A 16096-nucleotide genomic window follows, 5' to 3' on the forward strand; every position below is an offset into this window, starting at 1 on the left:
GCAGATTCCTCTCTATCGTTCAGAATGACAAGTATTAAATACCCCACCCAACCCTCCCCAAGGGGGAGGACTTTTTAACTTTTTCACCCTCTACCCTCCTCAAGGAAGGCTAAACTAAAGTCCTCCCCCTCGGGGAGGATTTAGGTGGGGTCACTAAAACGCCAAACTCAACGATGCCAGGAAATTCCTGGTAGCCTGCACGTAGTAATAATTGTAATTATAAATATTGCTGCCACTCAGCCCCGGGTATGTAGCGCCGCTGGCTTCGTATTTTTTGTTGAGGATGTTGTTCACCAATAAACCAATGCCGATGTTCTTAACCGCCTTGGTGCTAAAATTGTAACGCAGACGCACATCATTAACAAAGTAGCCGCTTATTTTACGGTTGGCTGCGTATGGGTTGCTAATGCTTTCCGCATCAACCGTGTAACCCGCCGGGTTGGTGTTCATGGTGTTATCCAAAAACTGACTGCTGATGTATTTGCTCAACAGGGCGATCTCCCCTCCTTTTATTGGCGAATAGCTGATCTCGCTCGACCCGATGAACGACGGTGAAAAAGCGATGGTAGTTTTCTTTAGCTGTAGCTCAACCAGGCTGTTATCATCATAATTGGTAAAGAACTGGCCGTAGTTTTTTATCTTATTAGTACTTACGGTTGCCGTTGCACCCCAGGCCAGCTGATCGGTTATTTTTACACGACCATCAAATTCAATACCGGCACGGTAGCTGTCTTCTACATTTCGGCGAATGGCTGAGCCTACATCATTCAGCTGACCGGTTACTATCAACTGGTTTTTGTAGAGCATGTAAAAACCGTTTACACCGGCTGTAAAACGTGGGGTATTGATGCGATAACCCGCTTCAAAGTCTTTCAGGTTTTCGGCCTTTGGTCGGCTTTGGGGCGATGAATTGGTATAATCGTTACGGTTAGGCTCGCGGTTACCTACCGCGAAAGAGGCATATACGTTGCTTTGATCGTTGATCTTGTAAGTAACACCCGCCTTCGGGTTAAAGAAATTCAGCGTAGCGCTCTGCTGCACGTTATTCAGGCTAAAATCATAACCTAAAAACGAATAGTAGATGTAGCGGTACTGCATATCGGCATAAAGCAACCATTTATCCAGGTTCCACTCGGCACGGGCGAAGATGTTAAAATCGTTCTTCTTGGCATCATCACGATAGTATTCATAATTATAAGGCACATTGATGGTGTTGCTGCTGTTGATGATATTACCATAGTGCCCGCCTTTGTATTCGTTATAGGCGCCGCCCAGGGTCATATTCAATTTATCGTTAGGCAGATATTTTAAAGCGTAGGTAACGCCATAAAAATCATTATCCAACCAACGCCTGCGCACAATATTGCTGGTAAACAAAGTATCGGCACCATAAATAACAGGGTTTAAACCATAGTTCTTCACCGAATCGCCCTCACGGAATTCCTCGTAATAACCCTTGCCTTTGGTATAATGCAAGGCTCCGCTGAAAGATAATTTATCAGATATACGCTGATCAACCAATAACTGGTAATGGTTTTGGGTATAATCATCCACCTGGTCTTTGTAGGTGTATTCGTTATACTGCCTGTTGTTCAGTATCTCGTAATCGGGCACACCGTTCCAGGCCTGGTAGGTACGCTCGTAACCGGTAAAAACGTTGGCACGGATAGTGGTGTTTTTGCCATAATAAGCGCCGCTTAAAAAGTACGATTTAAGGTTAGAGAATGCCCTGTCGATATAACCATCAGAGTGTATGCGCGATAAGCGGCCATCAAAACTAAAATGGTTACCCAGCAAACCCGTACCTACACTCACGGTGTTTTTTACCGTACCAAATGAGCCTGCGGAATTGTTCAGCTCGGCATAAGCGGTATCGCGGCGGGTAGCGGTTTGTACGTTGATGCTGCCACCAAAAGCACCCGCGCCATTGGTTGAGGTACCTACACCACGCTGCACCTGTATGTTATTTACTGATGATGCGATGTCGGGAATATCAACAAAGAACGAACCCTGGCTTTCCGAATCGTTATACGGAATGCCGTTGATGGTTACGTTGATACGAGATGGATCAGAGCCACGGATACGGATGCCTGTATAGCCCACACCCGCGCCGGCATCAGATGTTACCACTACCGATGGTGTTTGGTTAAGCAGAAATGGCAAGTCCTGACCGAAGTTGTTTTTCTCAAGATCCTTTTTGCTGAGGTTAGTAAAGGCCGTTGGCGAGTTTTTACCCGCGCGGGTTGCGGTAATGGTAACCTCCTCGGTAGTGTAGTTTGATGGTACCAGGTTAAAATTAACGGTTTGGTTACCCCGCACCGCTATACTTTTAGTGGTTTGCTGGTAACCGATGTAGTTAACTACTACGCTGTAAGTACCCGTTGACAGGCTTACCTTGTACTGGCCGGAGGCATCGGTTACGGTGTTTTGTTGCGCGCTGGCAATGCTTACGGTTGCACCGGGCAATACCTCGCCGTTTTGATTGGTTACTTTTCCGGATACGGAAAACTGGGCCGATGCCAAATATGGCAACAGCAGGGCGATGATCGCCACGATTAATTTTTTCAATGTGTTTAGTACAGAAAATTTAGTTAAACCATCCGCAAGTCAGGGCGAACATGCAGTACACTTAACTTATTACCTCTCCCTACGCCGGCATTATCCGGATCAGGTGCTGCCCCCGGCCCCTGAAGGGGTGAGTTATAACTGAGCGCTCAGCATAACTCCCTTCAGGGCCGGGGCACGGGTATGATCTCAGCCTGTCTTTCAGTTTTGGCAAACCATCTGTTGATAGTTTATTTGACCAAAGCAAGGCACCCCTTGAGAATTTTTATGTGGCAAATATAGTTTTTTATATTAAAAATTAAGCCACGATTAATTTTTGGCAACTAAAAGCCCTTTTTACGGACAATTCCCTGCCTGCGCGAGGGGCGTTTGGCCTGCGGTTCATCATCACCACTCAAATCGTACCGGCGGGCCATTTTGGCTACACGTTCTTCCAGGGTTTCGGTGGTGAGCTTGTCGCGACTCAGGTTATCTACCATAATGGGGAAGGCGAAAGGTGTTGGCCTGTCAATATGTTTTAATATGATATTTTGCCCGGCGATGCGTTGTAGGGCGGCACGTAAACGAAATTCCTCTAACTGGAATGACAACGCCTCGTTATAAGCTTGCCGTATCAGCAGATTATCGGGCTCGTATTCGGTAAACACCTCGAACAACAACGAGGTTGATGCCTGCAAATGCTTGTTCTTGATCTGCTGACCGGGATAGCCCGTAAACACCAACCCGCCAATGTGTGCAATGTCCCTGAATTTACGCCGGGCCATTTCATTAGCGTTCAGGCTGCTGTGAATATCATCCAGCAGATTATCTAAGGAGAAAAAATCAGCATCCTCTAAAATCTCCTCAATAGCGATATCCTCATCGGCCAGCAGCTCAAAACCGTAATCATTCATGGCGATGGAGAAACTGGCGGGCTTTACCTTGGTTATACGATAAGCTAATATAGAGGCCATCCCCTCATGCACCAACCGCCCCTCAAACGGATAAAAAATAAGATGATGCCCCTCGCGCGATTTGAACGACTCGATCAAGAACTCATTGCTTTGCGGCAGGTGCGATATTTTGTTTTGCAGCGCGAATAAAGGTTTCAAGGCCTTAACCTCCACATCTTTTTCCACGCCGTGCGATACCTCATCCAGCTTATCCCTAAACACAGCCGACAGTTGCGACGATAAGGGCATCCTGCCCCCCGCCCAACTGGGGATCAGTCCTTTTTTGGCATTCGATTTTTTTACGTAGGCCGTCATCTCCTTAACCCGCACAAACTCCAGGCTACGCCCCGCGAACCAAAAGGTGTTACCCGGTTTCAGTTTTGAGATGAAGCCCTCCTCAATAGTACCCAGCGAACCACCACTCAGCCAACTCACCCGTATGGTCATTTCGCTGGTAATGGTGCCTATGCTTAATCGGTGCCGCATGGCTACACGGCGGCTGTTCACCTTGTACAATCCGTTCTCTACCTCTACTTTTAAAAATTCATCATACTGAGCCAGGGTTTTGCCGCCCCGGGTTATAAAATCAAGCAATTGCCCGTATTCGTTTTGGGTAATATCGGCAAAGGCGTAGGTGGTTTTTACCTCCTCAAATAATTCATCGGCACGAAAACCATCGGACACGGCCAGCGTCACCATGTACTGCACCAACACATCCATGGTGAGCAGCATCGGGTCGCGGCTTTCAAAAACACCACGTTTTATGGCTTCTTTCAGCGCCGCCCCTTCCAACAGTTCGAGCGAATGCGTAGGCACAAAATACGCCCTTGATACCGCGCCGGGATGGTGCCCGCTCCTGCCCGCCCGCTGCATAAAGCGCGCTACACCTTTAGGGCTACCCACCTGCACCACGGTATCTACCGGACGAAAATCCACCCCCAGATCCAGGCTCGAAGTACATACCACCAGCTTTAAGGCTTCGGCATGCAGGGCCTGCTCTACCCAGTTGCGCAACTCATTATCCAGCGAGCCGTGGTGCATGGCCATCACACCGGCATACTCCGGGTAATTATCTAAAATGGCATGATACCATATCTCTGATTGTGAACGGGTATTACAAAATATCAGCGTGGTTTTGCTTTTGGCCACAATATCCATCACCTGTGGCAACAGCTTTACGCCGATGTGGCCAGTCCACGAGTAGTTTTCAATATTATCAGGTATAACGGATCGTATATCCAGCTTCTTCTCAATATTAGCCCGCACCATACGTATACTTTCCTTCGGGAAGGTATTTCCCAGCAGCACTTCGGCCGCCTGCTCCAGGTTGCCTATGGTTGCGCTGATACCCCAGATTTTCAGTTTGCAGTTCGCAGTTGGCGGTTGGCTTGTATTATTTACCTGCTTCGATGCCTCATTTTCACTGCCCACCGCAAACTGTAAACTGCCAAGGTTCTTCAACCTGCTCAACCCCAACTCCACCTGTACGCCGCGTTTGGTGCCGAGCAGTTCGTGCCATTCGTCAACCACTACTACTTGCAGGCTTTTGAATATTTTGGGGTACTCCTTTTGGGCCAGCATCAGGTGCAGACTTTCGGGGGTGGTAAGCAGTACTTCGGGCAGCTTTTTTTTGAGGGCCTGTTTTTCGGCGGCTGATGTATCGCCGGTGCGGGTGGCTATCTTCCAGGGCAGGCCTATCTCGTCGCAGGCCTCCTGCATGGCCTTGCGGATATCGTTGGTAAGTGCACGCAGGGGTGTTATCCACATCATCAGCAAGCCATTATCCTTACGGGTTTGCCATGTGTCGGGATATTTATTGATATAACCAGCCAAAAAAGGCAGAAACAGGGCGTATGTTTTACCGCTGCCGGTCGGCGCGTTCAACAGGCCCGAATAACCATCGAGGTATACAGCCTCCATCTCTTTTTGAAACGGAAACTGCTTCCAGCTTTTTAGTTTGTACCAATTTTGTATAACCTTTTGCCCCGGTGTACCCATATAAATGTGAATAACAATATAAGGTGTAAATGGTTATTATAGCTACATCAATTCTGGTTTTTTATGAAGAAAATATTTGTAATAATGGTAGCTCCGCTGATGATGGCCTGCAATAGCCCGGCTACTAAATCATCTGTTGATAGTACTGATACTGACTCTATCGCCTTAAAGGCCGAAATAAAACCGGATCAAATGATAAAACCCGGACAAGGCATCGGGCACCTAACCATTGGTTTGCCTGTGGATAGTGCCATGGCAAAACTTGGGCAACCCGACTCGTCCGACGCGGCGATGGGCAGCTCGCTGATGGCCTGGTACAGTAAGGATACCCATAAATACCGCACCGCTGTTTTTGCCCGCCGTAATATGGGCAATGAGGAGATAAGCCGCATTAAACTGATCATGGTGAATTCGCCCTGGTTTAAAACTGAGGATAGCATAGGCACCGGAAAGCTTTTGACAGATATTGAAAAACACTACAAGTTAAAGCCGGTAGATAATGCCACTGCCACAGAAAAAGGCTTGCTGGTTTTTGATGATAACGACAAGGGCATCACCTTTGATATTGATAAACAAAGTAAAAAATGTGTAGCCATAACCGTGCATAAAGCGCACGATAGTGCCGGCTCATATCTGGATATTCACTAAAACAAAAAAGCGGCATACCTTGTGGGTATGCCGCTTTTGTTGATGCTTTTGGATGCCTTATTTCTTTTCAGGCATCAATATTAGTTTTACCAGGTTTTTACCGCTCAGGTATTTGTTGGCGGCATCCTTGGTACTTTGTACGGTAACTTTTTCAACCGTTTTTGGGTAGCGGATGATTCGGTGCGGATCTAAACCATACTGCGAACCGCTGGCCAGGTAACCTGCCCAAAAATAGTTTTCGCGCAGCTGTACTTGTTTTGAGCGCATATCCTCAGCCTTAAATTTCTGAATATCGGTAGCTTGAGCACCTGTGGTCTTGATCTTGTTGATCTCATCCATTGTGGCAGCTACCAGTTTATCTACATTCTCGGGCGCGCAACCAAAGCTTATGGTGAAAGTATAACGACCTACCGGAATTTTTTGATACATAGAACGTACACCCGGCGCGTAAACACCACTCTCCTGCTCACGCAGGCGCTCTATCAGTTTAATGTTAAGCACTTCCTCCAGCGCGTCAAGCTGCATGTTGTTCTCCTCGGTATAATCATAATCGCCACTGAAAACCAGTTGAACTGTACTTTTTTCGCCGATACCTTTGTTTACCGTTTTGGTAACAATGCCCGCAGGTGGGTACATGCCTAAGTCCTTATAAGTACTCTTGGTTGCGGTTGATGGCAGGCTGCCCAGGTAAGTAGCTAACAAAGGCTTAACGGCATCAATATCAAAGCTGCCTACCAGTGTAAATACAAAGCCGTTGGCATTGGCAAAGCTGCTCTTATAAAAATCGTAAGCCTTATCGAGCGAGGCGGTATTTAAACGGCCTACACTTGGCATCATCGCCCTAAAGTTATAGCGGTTAAGTACTGCCGATACCGTATCCTGAAACACACTGTTAGGGTCGAGGTTACGGTTAACCAATGCTGAGCGCCATTGGCTCATGTTTGATTGCCATATATCGTTATCCTTGCGTGGCTGCGTAAAGTACAGGTAAACCAGCTCCATGGCCGTACCCAGATCCTTAGTGGTGGCGTTACCGCTAAAGCCTTGTGTATAATCGCTGATGTAGGGCTCAACCGATACGCTTTTACCTGTCATCATTTTTTGCAATTGAATTTGATTGAACTCGCTTACACCGCTGCCACCAACAACACCCGCGGCCATATTTGCCGATGTATAATCCAGATCACTAACTACCGATGTACCGCCGTAGCTGTAGCCGGTCAGTATCACCTGGTTATTTTTAAAGTCGGTAGGTTTTAGCATGGCCTTAACCCCGTTTTTAAAGGTAAGGGTAGTAACGCCGATAGAATCATCACGGGTTTGATCTACGATCTCGCCGGCTTCCGGTATTTTATCGATCAATGGCTTAGTGCTCACGTTATCAACATAAGCGGTTACATTTTTACCGGCCTCGCCTATCCAGCTTAATAAAGCGGCTTCGGTTGGCAATTTTGGTTTTTCGTTATCCGGAGCCTGAACAATTATAGCACGACTTTGGCCTGTAATAAATTTGGCGGCCATGGCGTTCATTTGTTGCAGGGTGATCTTGTCAATATTATCCAGGTAGAACTGATACTCCCAGGCTATGCCCGGTATGCCTGTTCCGTTTAAAAAGTGTTGCTGGTATTCGTTCACAAAGTTTGATGAACGGGTTTTGTCGCGCTCTTTAAAGGCATCGCCCATTTGTACCAAGGCATTTTGCTTGGCACGTTCAAACTCGGTTAATGTAAAGCCGAATTTGCGGGCACGTTCAGTTTCGCCAACTAAAGTTTTAACGGCGGTTTCCAACTCCCCGGGGCGGGCCACTACTACTGATGTAAAGGCATCCTGCTTACCAATAAAATTGCCGTAGCTGGCGCTGCCATATAAAAACGGCGGGTTTGATTTTTGCAGCAGCTCATTTAAACGGGCATTCAGCATTTGGTTGAACAAGCCGGTGCGCATGCTCTGCATATAATCAGTAGTGTTTTTAACTTCGGTACCCGGCAGCTTAACAATAATTTGCGCCACGGTGTACGGAAACTCCGGATCGGTAGCGAACTTTACGCTGGTGCCTGGCGTACTGGCTACAATGTATTCGGTACGTGGTTTTGGCGATGCCGGGTTTTTAAGCTGCGAGAATTTCTCTTTTATAAGCTGCTCCACACGTTTCGGATCAAAATCGCCCACGGCAATTACCGCTTGCAGGTTAGGGCGATACCAATCGTCATAAAAACTTTTTATGGTAGCCAGGTTAAAATTCTTGATGATATCCTCTTTACCTTTTGGCAAACGGGTAGCATAGCGCGAATTGCTCAGCATAGTAGGCAACACCTGTTGTTGCAGGCGTTCCTGGGCGTTTTTACCACGCAGGCGCAGTTCCTCTAAAATAACGCCACGCTCTTTATCCAGTTCAGCCTGATCAAAGCTTACATAACCAGCCCAGTTGGCCAGTATATCGAAACCACGTTCAAACACCTTGGCGCTATCGGTAGGTAAAGGCAATTGATATACAGTTTCATCAAATGATGTAAAGGCATTCAGATCGGCACCAAACTTTACACCCGAGCTTTGCAGGTAGTTAACCAGCGCGTTTTTCGGGAAATCGCGGGTACCGTTAAAGGCCATGTGCTCGGTAAAGTGGGCAAGGCCTTGCTGATTGTCGGCCTCCAATATTGATCCGGCTTTGTTAACCAGGTATAGCTCGGCACGGTTTTGCGGCTGGGCATTTTGCCTGATGTAATAGGTTAAACCGTTAGGCAGCTTGCCTATAATAACATCTTTATCAACAGGTAATGTGCTTGCTTTAACCTGCTCGGCAACGTTGGCAGGTTTTTGTTTTGGCGATGGTGCAGGTTTCTTTTTTACCTGCGCAAAGGCTCCGGTTGAGGCTACGCAAAGGGCCAGGGCCGCAACCGATAGTTTAAAATCAATACGCATATTTAATTCAGGGACATGTATCTATAAACGAAAATCTTAGTTCCGAAAATTAGCAAATTAAACGCTATATTGAAACGAAAAGCAAAAAAGTTACCTTTTAACAAACCTTGAACATACCGCTCATAAAAATTTAACACAACAGTACGCCCCTGCCATTGTTAAACCTATAAACCACCTGTTATGAAAGAAGTAAACATATCCGAAGGCTACCAGGCCGTAATGCCTTATCTGATCTTGAAAGATGCCTTGAAATTTTATGATTTTACATCGGCTGTTTTTGATGCGGAGAAAAAGAGCCGTACCCTGCGTGACGATCAAACCTTAATGCATGGCGAGGTAAGCATATTTGGCAGCAGCATTATGTTTGCCGAGGCTACCGAGCAATACAGCGTACAAAATGCAGGCATGTTTGTATATGTGGCCGATTGTGATAATGCCTATCAACTGGCGCTTGATGCAGGGTCGCAAAGTATTATGCCACCTGCCGACCAAAGCTATGGCCGCAGCGCAGGCGTTACCGATCCGTTCGGCAACACCTGGTGGATAACATCGGCCCTGTAATAATTATTTTTTGTGCGAGAACAACCACGGCAGCAGGTCGGGCTCGGCAAAAGCCTGTGTCCAGCTGTCGTGCGTTGCATTGGGATAAACCGTGTAACGTGGGTCGCCACCTGCCTGACGTATGGCGGCTACCATTACCTCTGAATGATCCGCCGGAACTACGTTATCCTTAGCGCCATGAAATACCCATAGCGGCACTTTTTTAGCGTATATTTTTGCGTTCAAACTATTATCTCCACCACAAATGGCAAATGCCGCGGCAAAGGTTTTAGGCTGACGGCGCAGCATCTCGAACGTACCCATGCCCCCCATGGACAGGCCACCGATATACACTTGCTTCTTATTCACATAAGGTTTATTCAACAGCTCCTTTGTTAAACCCATTAAGGCCTTCATAGCTTTGGTAGGCTCGGCCTTTGCTTCCTGAAAATAGAATTTCCGTTTGCCGCTGAGCGAGTCCTTCTGAATATCAACGTTTGACCAATAACTATCCGTAGGGCATTGCGGGTAAACCACTATAGCCTGGTACTGCTGCCTTACTTCCTGCGAAAGAAAGAGCTTAGTACCATAAGCCAGTTGCGATTCGTTATTGCTGCCACGCTCGCCCGCGCCATGCAGTACAATGATCAACGGGTATTTCACGTTCGGATCAAACTGCACGGGGAATAGTATGCGGTATTTCAGCGTGTCGCCCTTTTGGGCATACAGGCCTTTATCGAATGATGTTTTGTCCTGCGCCTGTGTTAATCCGCCGGTTAAAATGGAAAGTATTACAAGTAGGGCACTTATTTTTTTAAGCATAAGGTGATGTTGAAAATAAATGATCATGCGATCAAGTGGTAAACGTAACAATAGTAAACAAAATTGCCAACAGTAAATGGTTAAGCATAACATGCGGCATTCAAATTGGTTTATTCAGGTTTTGGCTGCAAGTATTTTCCATGCTGATATTATTAAATATCGGTTGTTTGATGGTAACTTTACAGCCCACTAATTATACAACCTCATGATGCGTTTTTTAAAAGCCATTACAGCTGCATTATTGCTGTTACCGGCCACTGGCTCGGTAGCCCAAAATTCAAAACCTACCGAAGTTCAGGTAACTCCATATAAAACAACCTTTATAGCCAACGGTAAAGATGAGGCCGTTTTGCTTGTAAAGATCATCGACCAAAATGGTAAAGACCAGCACGGGGCAAACCTGCCGGTAGTATATAAAGTTATTGGCGATGCCCGTATAGCCAGCATTAATGGCAACAAAAACATTAACCAATTACGCATCAGCGATAGCACCTGGAAAACCGATTTGCATGGCACTACCCGTATTGTATTAAAAGCGGGCAACAAAATAGAGCATATAAAATTTGAGGCCAAGGTTGATAGCCTTTGGCCCGGCGCTACCGAGATACATGCCGTTAAACCCGGCAAACCGCACAAGGTTACTAACAATGTGTATACCGCCAAAACCACTACGGATAAGATATTGGGTGCCGATATTTCTTTTTTGCCTGAGTTGGAAGCCAAAGGCATCAAATTCTCGGTGGATGGAGTGGAGAAGGATGCTATTGAGATATTGAAGGATCATGGCTTTAATTACATACGCCTGCGCATTTTTAATGATCCGGCGCAGCCGAAAGGTTATTCGCCCAATGGGGGCTTTTGCGATCTGGAGCATACCAAACAAATGGCCAAACGGGTAAAAGCCGCCGGACTAAAACTGTTGCTCGATTTTCATTACAGCGATTACTGGGCCGACCCACAACAGCAGTACAAACCCAAAGCCTGGGAAGGTAAAAGCTTTAATGAACTAAAAACAGCGGTGCATGACTTTACGGTTGATGTTATGCAGCAACTTAAAGCGCAAGGCACCACGCCCGAAATGGTGCAGGTAGGCAACGAAATAAACCACGGCATGATATGGCCTGATGCGCATATCGGCAATCTTGATTCGCTGGCGCAGTTGCTATACTCGGGTGTGAAGGGCGTGCAGCAGGTTAGTCCGCAATCAATTATTATGCTGCACGTGGCCTTGGGTGGGCAGGAGCTGGAATCGCAATTTTTTTACGATGCCATGCGCGACAGGAACGTGCCTTATGATGTTATCGGCCTGTCATACTACCCAAAATGGCACGGCACCCCTGCCGATCTGAAGAACAACCTGGCGCTACTCTCTAAAAAATACAATAAGCAAATTATGGTAGCCGAATACACCATGCTTAAACGCGAGGTCAATGATATCGCCTTTAATGTACCCAATGGTAAAGGCATAGGCTCGTTCATTTGGGAGCCGCTAAGTACTTGGGAAGCTATATTTGAGAAAGACGGTAAAGCTAATAACTTGCTTAAAGTATACCCCCAGATAGCGAAGAAATATGGCATTTCGCTGTTACCCAATGTAATGAAATAAGCAAAGGCTCAAAACCCTTTCGCACTTATAACAGTTATAGTAAAGCATTAAACGCTTTGTTATGAGATCAATATGGAAAGGCTCAATAGGGTTTGGGTTGGTGAGCATACCCGTTAAATTATACTCGGCCGTGCAAAGCAGCTCGCTCGATCTGGATATGCTCGACGGGCGCGACCATTCACGCATCCGCTATCAGCGCGTAAACGAAAAAACACATAAGGAAGTACCCTACGAGAAAATTGTTAAGGGTTACAAGCTTGATGAAGACTATATCATTTTAGAGGAACGCGATTTTGAGGATGCCGCGCCCGAAAAAAGTAAGGTGATAGAGATAGAGAGCTTTGTTGACATTGCCGATGTTAACCCGATGTATTACGAAACATCGTACTACACTGAGCCCGATACCAAAAACAACAAAGCCTATGCCCTGCTGATGCAGGCGCTCATCAAATCAAAAAAAGCGGGGCTCGGGCGGTTTGTGTTACGCAGCACCGAAAACCTGTGCATTATTCACCCGGTTGATGGGGTGCTGGTAATAACCAAAATACGCTTTGGGCAGGAGATACGCAGCACTGAAGACCTGAACATTGCCGGCGAAGTAAAGGTGAGCAAAAAGGAACTGGATGTAGGCCTCGCCCTCATCAATCAGTACGCTGAGGATTTTGATGTATCGAAATTTAAGGATGAGTACCATACCGAGTTACTGAAGATCATTAAGGCGAAAGCCAAAGGCAAGCGGCCAACCATCAAAAAGCTCAAACCGCAAAAAACCAAGGGCACCGATCTGTACGAGCAGCTTATGGATAGCCTTAAAACAAAAAAAGGCGCATAATTACTCAAACAACAGGCCGCACAAATTGTAGCTTATATGATAATAGGTTATACGCGATCGGTAAAACCACTTCAACAAAGCAATAGTTTTTAGCGATTAATATGATTTATGAGTGAGCCGTTCCTGATCAGGAACGGCTTTTTTGTTGCAGGTTGTGCTCACCCGGTATTTTTTCACATCTTTAACAAATAAAAAAACCGAATGCCTTTTACAGCTGCTCATCCTGCAATAGTATTACCATTAGGCCGAATCTCTGAACGTTATATTTCTCTCACCGCACTTGTGATAGGCAGCCTCACTCCCGATTTTGAGTATTTTCTGCGGATGGATATCAAATCGTTGTACAGCCACACTCCGTTGGGCATATTGTATTTTGATTTACCTGTCGGCTTACTGTTGTTTTTGCTGTACCAAACCTATGTTAAAAATCTATTGATAGATCATTTACCCGATTACTTGCGGCAGCGGTTTTGGCTATTAAAAAACGATAATAAACAATCTGCTCCATCAGCAATGCGGTGGTTCGTTATCATACTATCATTAGCCCTTGGCGCGTTAAGCCATTTGTTTTGGGATGCCTTTACACATGTAACTGGCTGGTTTGTGCTACACATTGATTTTTTGGCAAGCAAAAGCATTATTGGTGTACATTATTTTAAGCTGATGCAGCATTTTAGCACAGTTATAGGTTTGAGCGTAATTGCTTATAGCATAATCTTATTACCCAAAACAACTGTTGCAAACAATCCCGGTATACTAAAATTTTGGAGGGATTGTGCCTTGTTATTTTTAGGTATAGCTTTATTGAGGGTAATATCCTTATTCGTATTCCCGCATTATCATATCGGCATGGGTTTAATAATAGTTTCAGCAATATCATCAGGGTTACTTGCCCTCCTGATAAAATGCATCTTTGTTCACTACACCTTAAACAAAACCCAAAACTAACCCCAACAAAAAAGGGAGCATCGCTGCTCCCCTTTGGTTAGGTTATTAAGTAATTATATTGCTGTATCGCGGCGAATAATGCCCAACAGCAATGCTATAATTGCTATTACCAATAATGCGTGAATTAAACCTGTTGCAGTGTAAGCAAATACACCTATTGCCCAACCTATTATCAGGATAACAGCAATAATATACAATAGAGATCTCATAGTTTTATTTTTTATAGTTAAACATTGATAGATAACTATACTGTACCATAAACTATGCCGAAACCCATTTATACCGATTAGACAATAAAAAAGGCCGTTAGTGAATAACTAACGGCCTTTTTTGCGAACATACTGTGTACTCTGAATTACAGGTTAAGCCATTTTTTGCGTACAGCTAATTGTTTTTCGGTAGCGTTATCAGCCGGTTCAATTTTGTATTTAACGCGGGTGCTTTTCAGCAGGGTAACCGGTAATATCAGCTGCTTACCATCGCGCGTAATCGTAACGTTTATTTTGTCGCCTACCTTTTTGCCGTTCACAATGGCGGCGGCATCAGTAACCGGGCTGCCATCAACAGCGGTTATTTCATCGTTAACGTTGATACCATCAACCCATGCCGAGCTGGCACGACTAACGGCCGTAACCACCAAACGACCACCGCCGCTTGATGTAGCTATACCCAATGCAGGCACATCGGTACCGGCCAGTTCATCAGTAACCTTGTAACCGGCGTAACCAAAGTAGGTGGCATTATCAGGGAATTCAACGCCGGTAATGTATTTCTTGTAAAAGTCGTCCAGCTTTTTGCCCGCGAATTTCTCCAAACCAAGCTTAAACTCGGCATCGGTATAACCACGCTTTTTAACCTTGTAGTACTCGTTATACATGTACTTCATCACATCATCCAACGAGTATTTAGCGTTTGAGCTGTTGATGATCTCCAGATCGAGCATGTAGGCAATGATAGAGCCTTTACCATAATATGATATGGTTGAGTTGTTCGAGTTTTCGTTAGGGCGATAAAATTTGATCCAGGCATCAAAGCTGGCCTCGGCTGCTGATTGTATTTTGCTGCCCGGCTGATTATCGTGATTGCTCAGGCTGCCGGCCAAGGTATTTACATAACCATCCGCAGGTAATAAACCGGCATGGCGCATGGCTTTAGCTTCGTAGTAAGCGGTAAAGCCTTCGGCTATCCAAAGGTTGGTGGTGTAATTTTCGTTCTCGTAATCAAACGGACCAAGCGCTATCGGGCGCAAGCGTTTAACATTCCACAGGTGAAAATGCTCGTGCGATACCAGCTCTAAAAAGCCCAGGTAACCACGCTCGGTAGCATAACCATCGCGCGATGCACCTAATACTGTTGAGCTCAGGTGCTCCAGGCCGCCGCCACCACGCTGAAAGTTATGTACTATGAATACATAACGTTTATTAGGGTTTTCGCCAAATATTTTGGTGTGCTGCTCAATTACTTTAGGCATATCAACCTTAAGGCGTTCCTTATCGTAATTGCCGCCGCCGTACATGGCTACTTCGTAGTTAACGCCTGCCGCTTTAAAATTAAATACATCCTGTGTACCTACCTCAATCGGCGAATCAAACAATATGTCGTAGTTAGGAGCCGTAACCGTGAACTGATCGCCGCCTACCTGCTCAAGGCTGGTTGATACGGTTGTCCAGCCTTTGTAAGGCACTATTTTTATGGTTGATGGCTGGCTAAGCATCCCTTGTGGGTACAAAAACAAGCCCGATGTTGACAGGAAAGCATGCGATGCATCAATAAAAGCGGTACGTACCGATACTTCATTGGCATACACACGATACTTAACCGTAAGCTCGGTAATGCCGGTGGTATTTATGCGCCAGGTATTTTTATTCACCTTACCGGCTTCAATAGCCTTGCTGCCGTTCCAGGCGGTAAAGCCCTCCACATTTTTGGCAAACTCACGCACCAGGTATGATCCGGGTGTCCAAACGGGCATTTTTAGGTTGGTTGTTTTTTGCGCTAATCCGCTCAACTTCATCTCAATATCAACATAGTGCGCTTGTGCTTCAGGAAAAGTAACCGTGTAGCTGATCTTAGCCGCAGGTGCCGCAAAGGCCGTAATGCTCATTAAATTCAGTATTAAAAAAGTATAAACTAATGATAGAAATTTTTTCATCCGGCAATTTATAAAATTTTGCCTTGTAGGGTAAAGCTTTTGTAACACAAATGAGATGTAAAATGGTTGATACATAAAACCTTTTGTGAACCAATTACGATTATTTTGGTGCAGATATTACAGGTATCAAATAC

General features: G+C 45.7%; 11 protein-coding genes. 5 read left to right on the plus strand and 6 right to left on the minus strand.

All coding sequences use genetic code 11. The features are described 5' to 3' along the window. Positions 1-153 precede the first annotated feature (153 nt). Together IM792_RS10200 and IM792_RS10205 are read right to left on the minus strand one after the other, a co-directional pair. A complete protein-coding gene (locus IM792_RS10200) occupies positions 154-2568 on the minus strand; it encodes a TonB-dependent receptor (RefSeq protein WP_228085015.1) in 2415 nt (804 codons plus the stop codon). A 320-nt stretch (positions 2569-2888) separates the two neighbouring features. Continuing rightward, on the minus strand, positions 2889-5495 hold the full coding sequence (locus tag IM792_RS10205; RefSeq protein WP_194101741.1) for a ligase-associated DNA damage response DEXH box helicase: 2607 nt from the start codon (positions 5493-5495) through the stop codon (positions 2889-2891). A 63-nt stretch (positions 5496-5558) separates the two neighbouring features. On the opposite strand from IM792_RS10205, the gene IM792_RS10210 reads away from it, so the two are divergent. Continuing rightward, a complete protein-coding gene (locus IM792_RS10210; protein ID WP_194101742.1) occupies positions 5559-6143 on the plus strand; it encodes a hypothetical protein in 585 nt (194 codons plus the stop codon). 57 nt (positions 6144-6200) lie between these two features. On the opposite strand, the gene IM792_RS10215 is transcribed toward IM792_RS10210, so the two are convergent. Further along, the gene (locus IM792_RS10215) at positions 6201-9062 is read right to left on the minus strand and encodes an insulinase family protein (RefSeq protein ID WP_194101743.1); all 2862 of its coding nucleotides are present in this window, start codon (positions 9060-9062) and stop codon (positions 6201-6203) included. Positions 9063-9242: 180 nt separating this feature from the next. Here IM792_RS10215 and IM792_RS10220 point away from each other — a divergent pair, with 180 nt between their 5' ends. Then, positions 9243-9623 (plus strand): VOC family protein, encoded by a 381-nt coding sequence (locus tag IM792_RS10220; protein WP_194101744.1) that lies wholly within the window; start codon positions 9243-9245, stop codon positions 9621-9623. Between the two features lie 3 nt (positions 9624-9626). Here IM792_RS10220 and IM792_RS10225 read toward each other — a convergent pair whose 3' ends face one another. Continuing rightward, positions 9627-10424: a prolyl oligopeptidase family serine peptidase gene (locus IM792_RS10225; RefSeq protein ID WP_194101745.1), complete on the minus strand. Its 798-nt coding sequence runs from the start codon at positions 10422-10424 to the stop codon at positions 9627-9629. Positions 10425-10629: 205 nt separating this feature from the next. On the opposite strand from IM792_RS10225, the gene IM792_RS10230 reads away from it, so the two are divergent. From IM792_RS10230 to IM792_RS10240, 3 genes are all read left to right on the plus strand, one after another. Continuing rightward, complete coding sequence (locus tag IM792_RS10230; protein WP_194101746.1) at positions 10630-12030, plus strand: glycosyl hydrolase 53 family protein; 1401 nt, start codon at positions 10630-10632, stop codon at positions 12028-12030. Between the two features lie 61 nt (positions 12031-12091). Beyond that, positions 12092-12862, plus strand: coding sequence for a Ku protein (locus IM792_RS10235; RefSeq protein ID WP_194101747.1), 771 nt, complete (start codon positions 12092-12094; stop codon positions 12860-12862). Between the two features lie 201 nt (positions 12863-13063). Next, on the plus strand, positions 13064-13810 hold the full coding sequence (locus IM792_RS10240) for a DUF4184 family protein (protein ID WP_194101748.1): 747 nt from the start codon (positions 13064-13066) through the stop codon (positions 13808-13810). A gap of 53 nt (positions 13811-13863) precedes the next feature. On the opposite strand, the gene IM792_RS10245 is transcribed toward IM792_RS10240, so the two are convergent. Together IM792_RS10245 and IM792_RS10250 are read right to left on the minus strand one after the other, a co-directional pair. Further along, entirely contained in the window at positions 13864-14019 is a 156-nt protein-coding gene (locus tag IM792_RS10245) for a lmo0937 family membrane protein (protein WP_194101749.1), read from the minus strand. 146 nt (positions 14020-14165) lie between these two features. Beyond that, the gene (locus IM792_RS10250; RefSeq protein WP_194101750.1) at positions 14166-15962 is read right to left on the minus strand and encodes a PDZ domain-containing protein; all 1797 of its coding nucleotides are present in this window, start codon (positions 15960-15962) and stop codon (positions 14166-14168) included. Positions 15963-16096 lie beyond the last annotated feature (134 nt).

It is taken from the genome of Mucilaginibacter sp. JRF, from assembly GCF_015223065.1.
Classification (GTDB): domain Bacteria; phylum Bacteroidota; class Bacteroidia; order Sphingobacteriales; family Sphingobacteriaceae; genus Mucilaginibacter.

Coding starts and splice junctions, on each gene's coding strand:
- IM792_RS10230 (WP_194101746.1), top strand. CDS start 10,630: ATGATGCGTTTTTTAAAAGCCATTACAGCTGCATTATTGCTGTTACCG.
- IM792_RS10245 (WP_194101749.1), bottom strand. CDS start 14,019: ATGAGATCTCTATTGTATATTATTGCTGTTATCCTGATAATAGGTTGG.
- IM792_RS10240 (WP_194101748.1), top strand. CDS start 13,064: ATGCCTTTTACAGCTGCTCATCCTGCAATAGTATTACCATTAGGCCGA.
- IM792_RS10205 (WP_194101741.1), bottom strand. CDS start 5,495: ATGGGTACACCGGGGCAAAAGGTTATACAAAATTGGTACAAACTAAAA.
- IM792_RS10215 (WP_194101743.1), bottom strand. CDS start 9,062: ATGCGTATTGATTTTAAACTATCGGTTGCGGCCCTGGCCCTTTGCGTA.
- IM792_RS10220 (WP_194101744.1), top strand. CDS start 9,243: ATGAAAGAAGTAAACATATCCGAAGGCTACCAGGCCGTAATGCCTTAT.
- IM792_RS10210 (WP_194101742.1), top strand. CDS start 5,559: ATGAAGAAAATATTTGTAATAATGGTAGCTCCGCTGATGATGGCCTGC.
- IM792_RS10235 (WP_194101747.1), top strand. CDS start 12,092: ATGAGATCAATATGGAAAGGCTCAATAGGGTTTGGGTTGGTGAGCATA.
- IM792_RS10225 (WP_194101745.1), bottom strand. CDS start 10,424: ATGCTTAAAAAAATAAGTGCCCTACTTGTAATACTTTCCATTTTAACC.
- IM792_RS10250 (WP_194101750.1), bottom strand. CDS start 15,962: ATGAAAAAATTTCTATCATTAGTTTATACTTTTTTAATACTGAATTTA.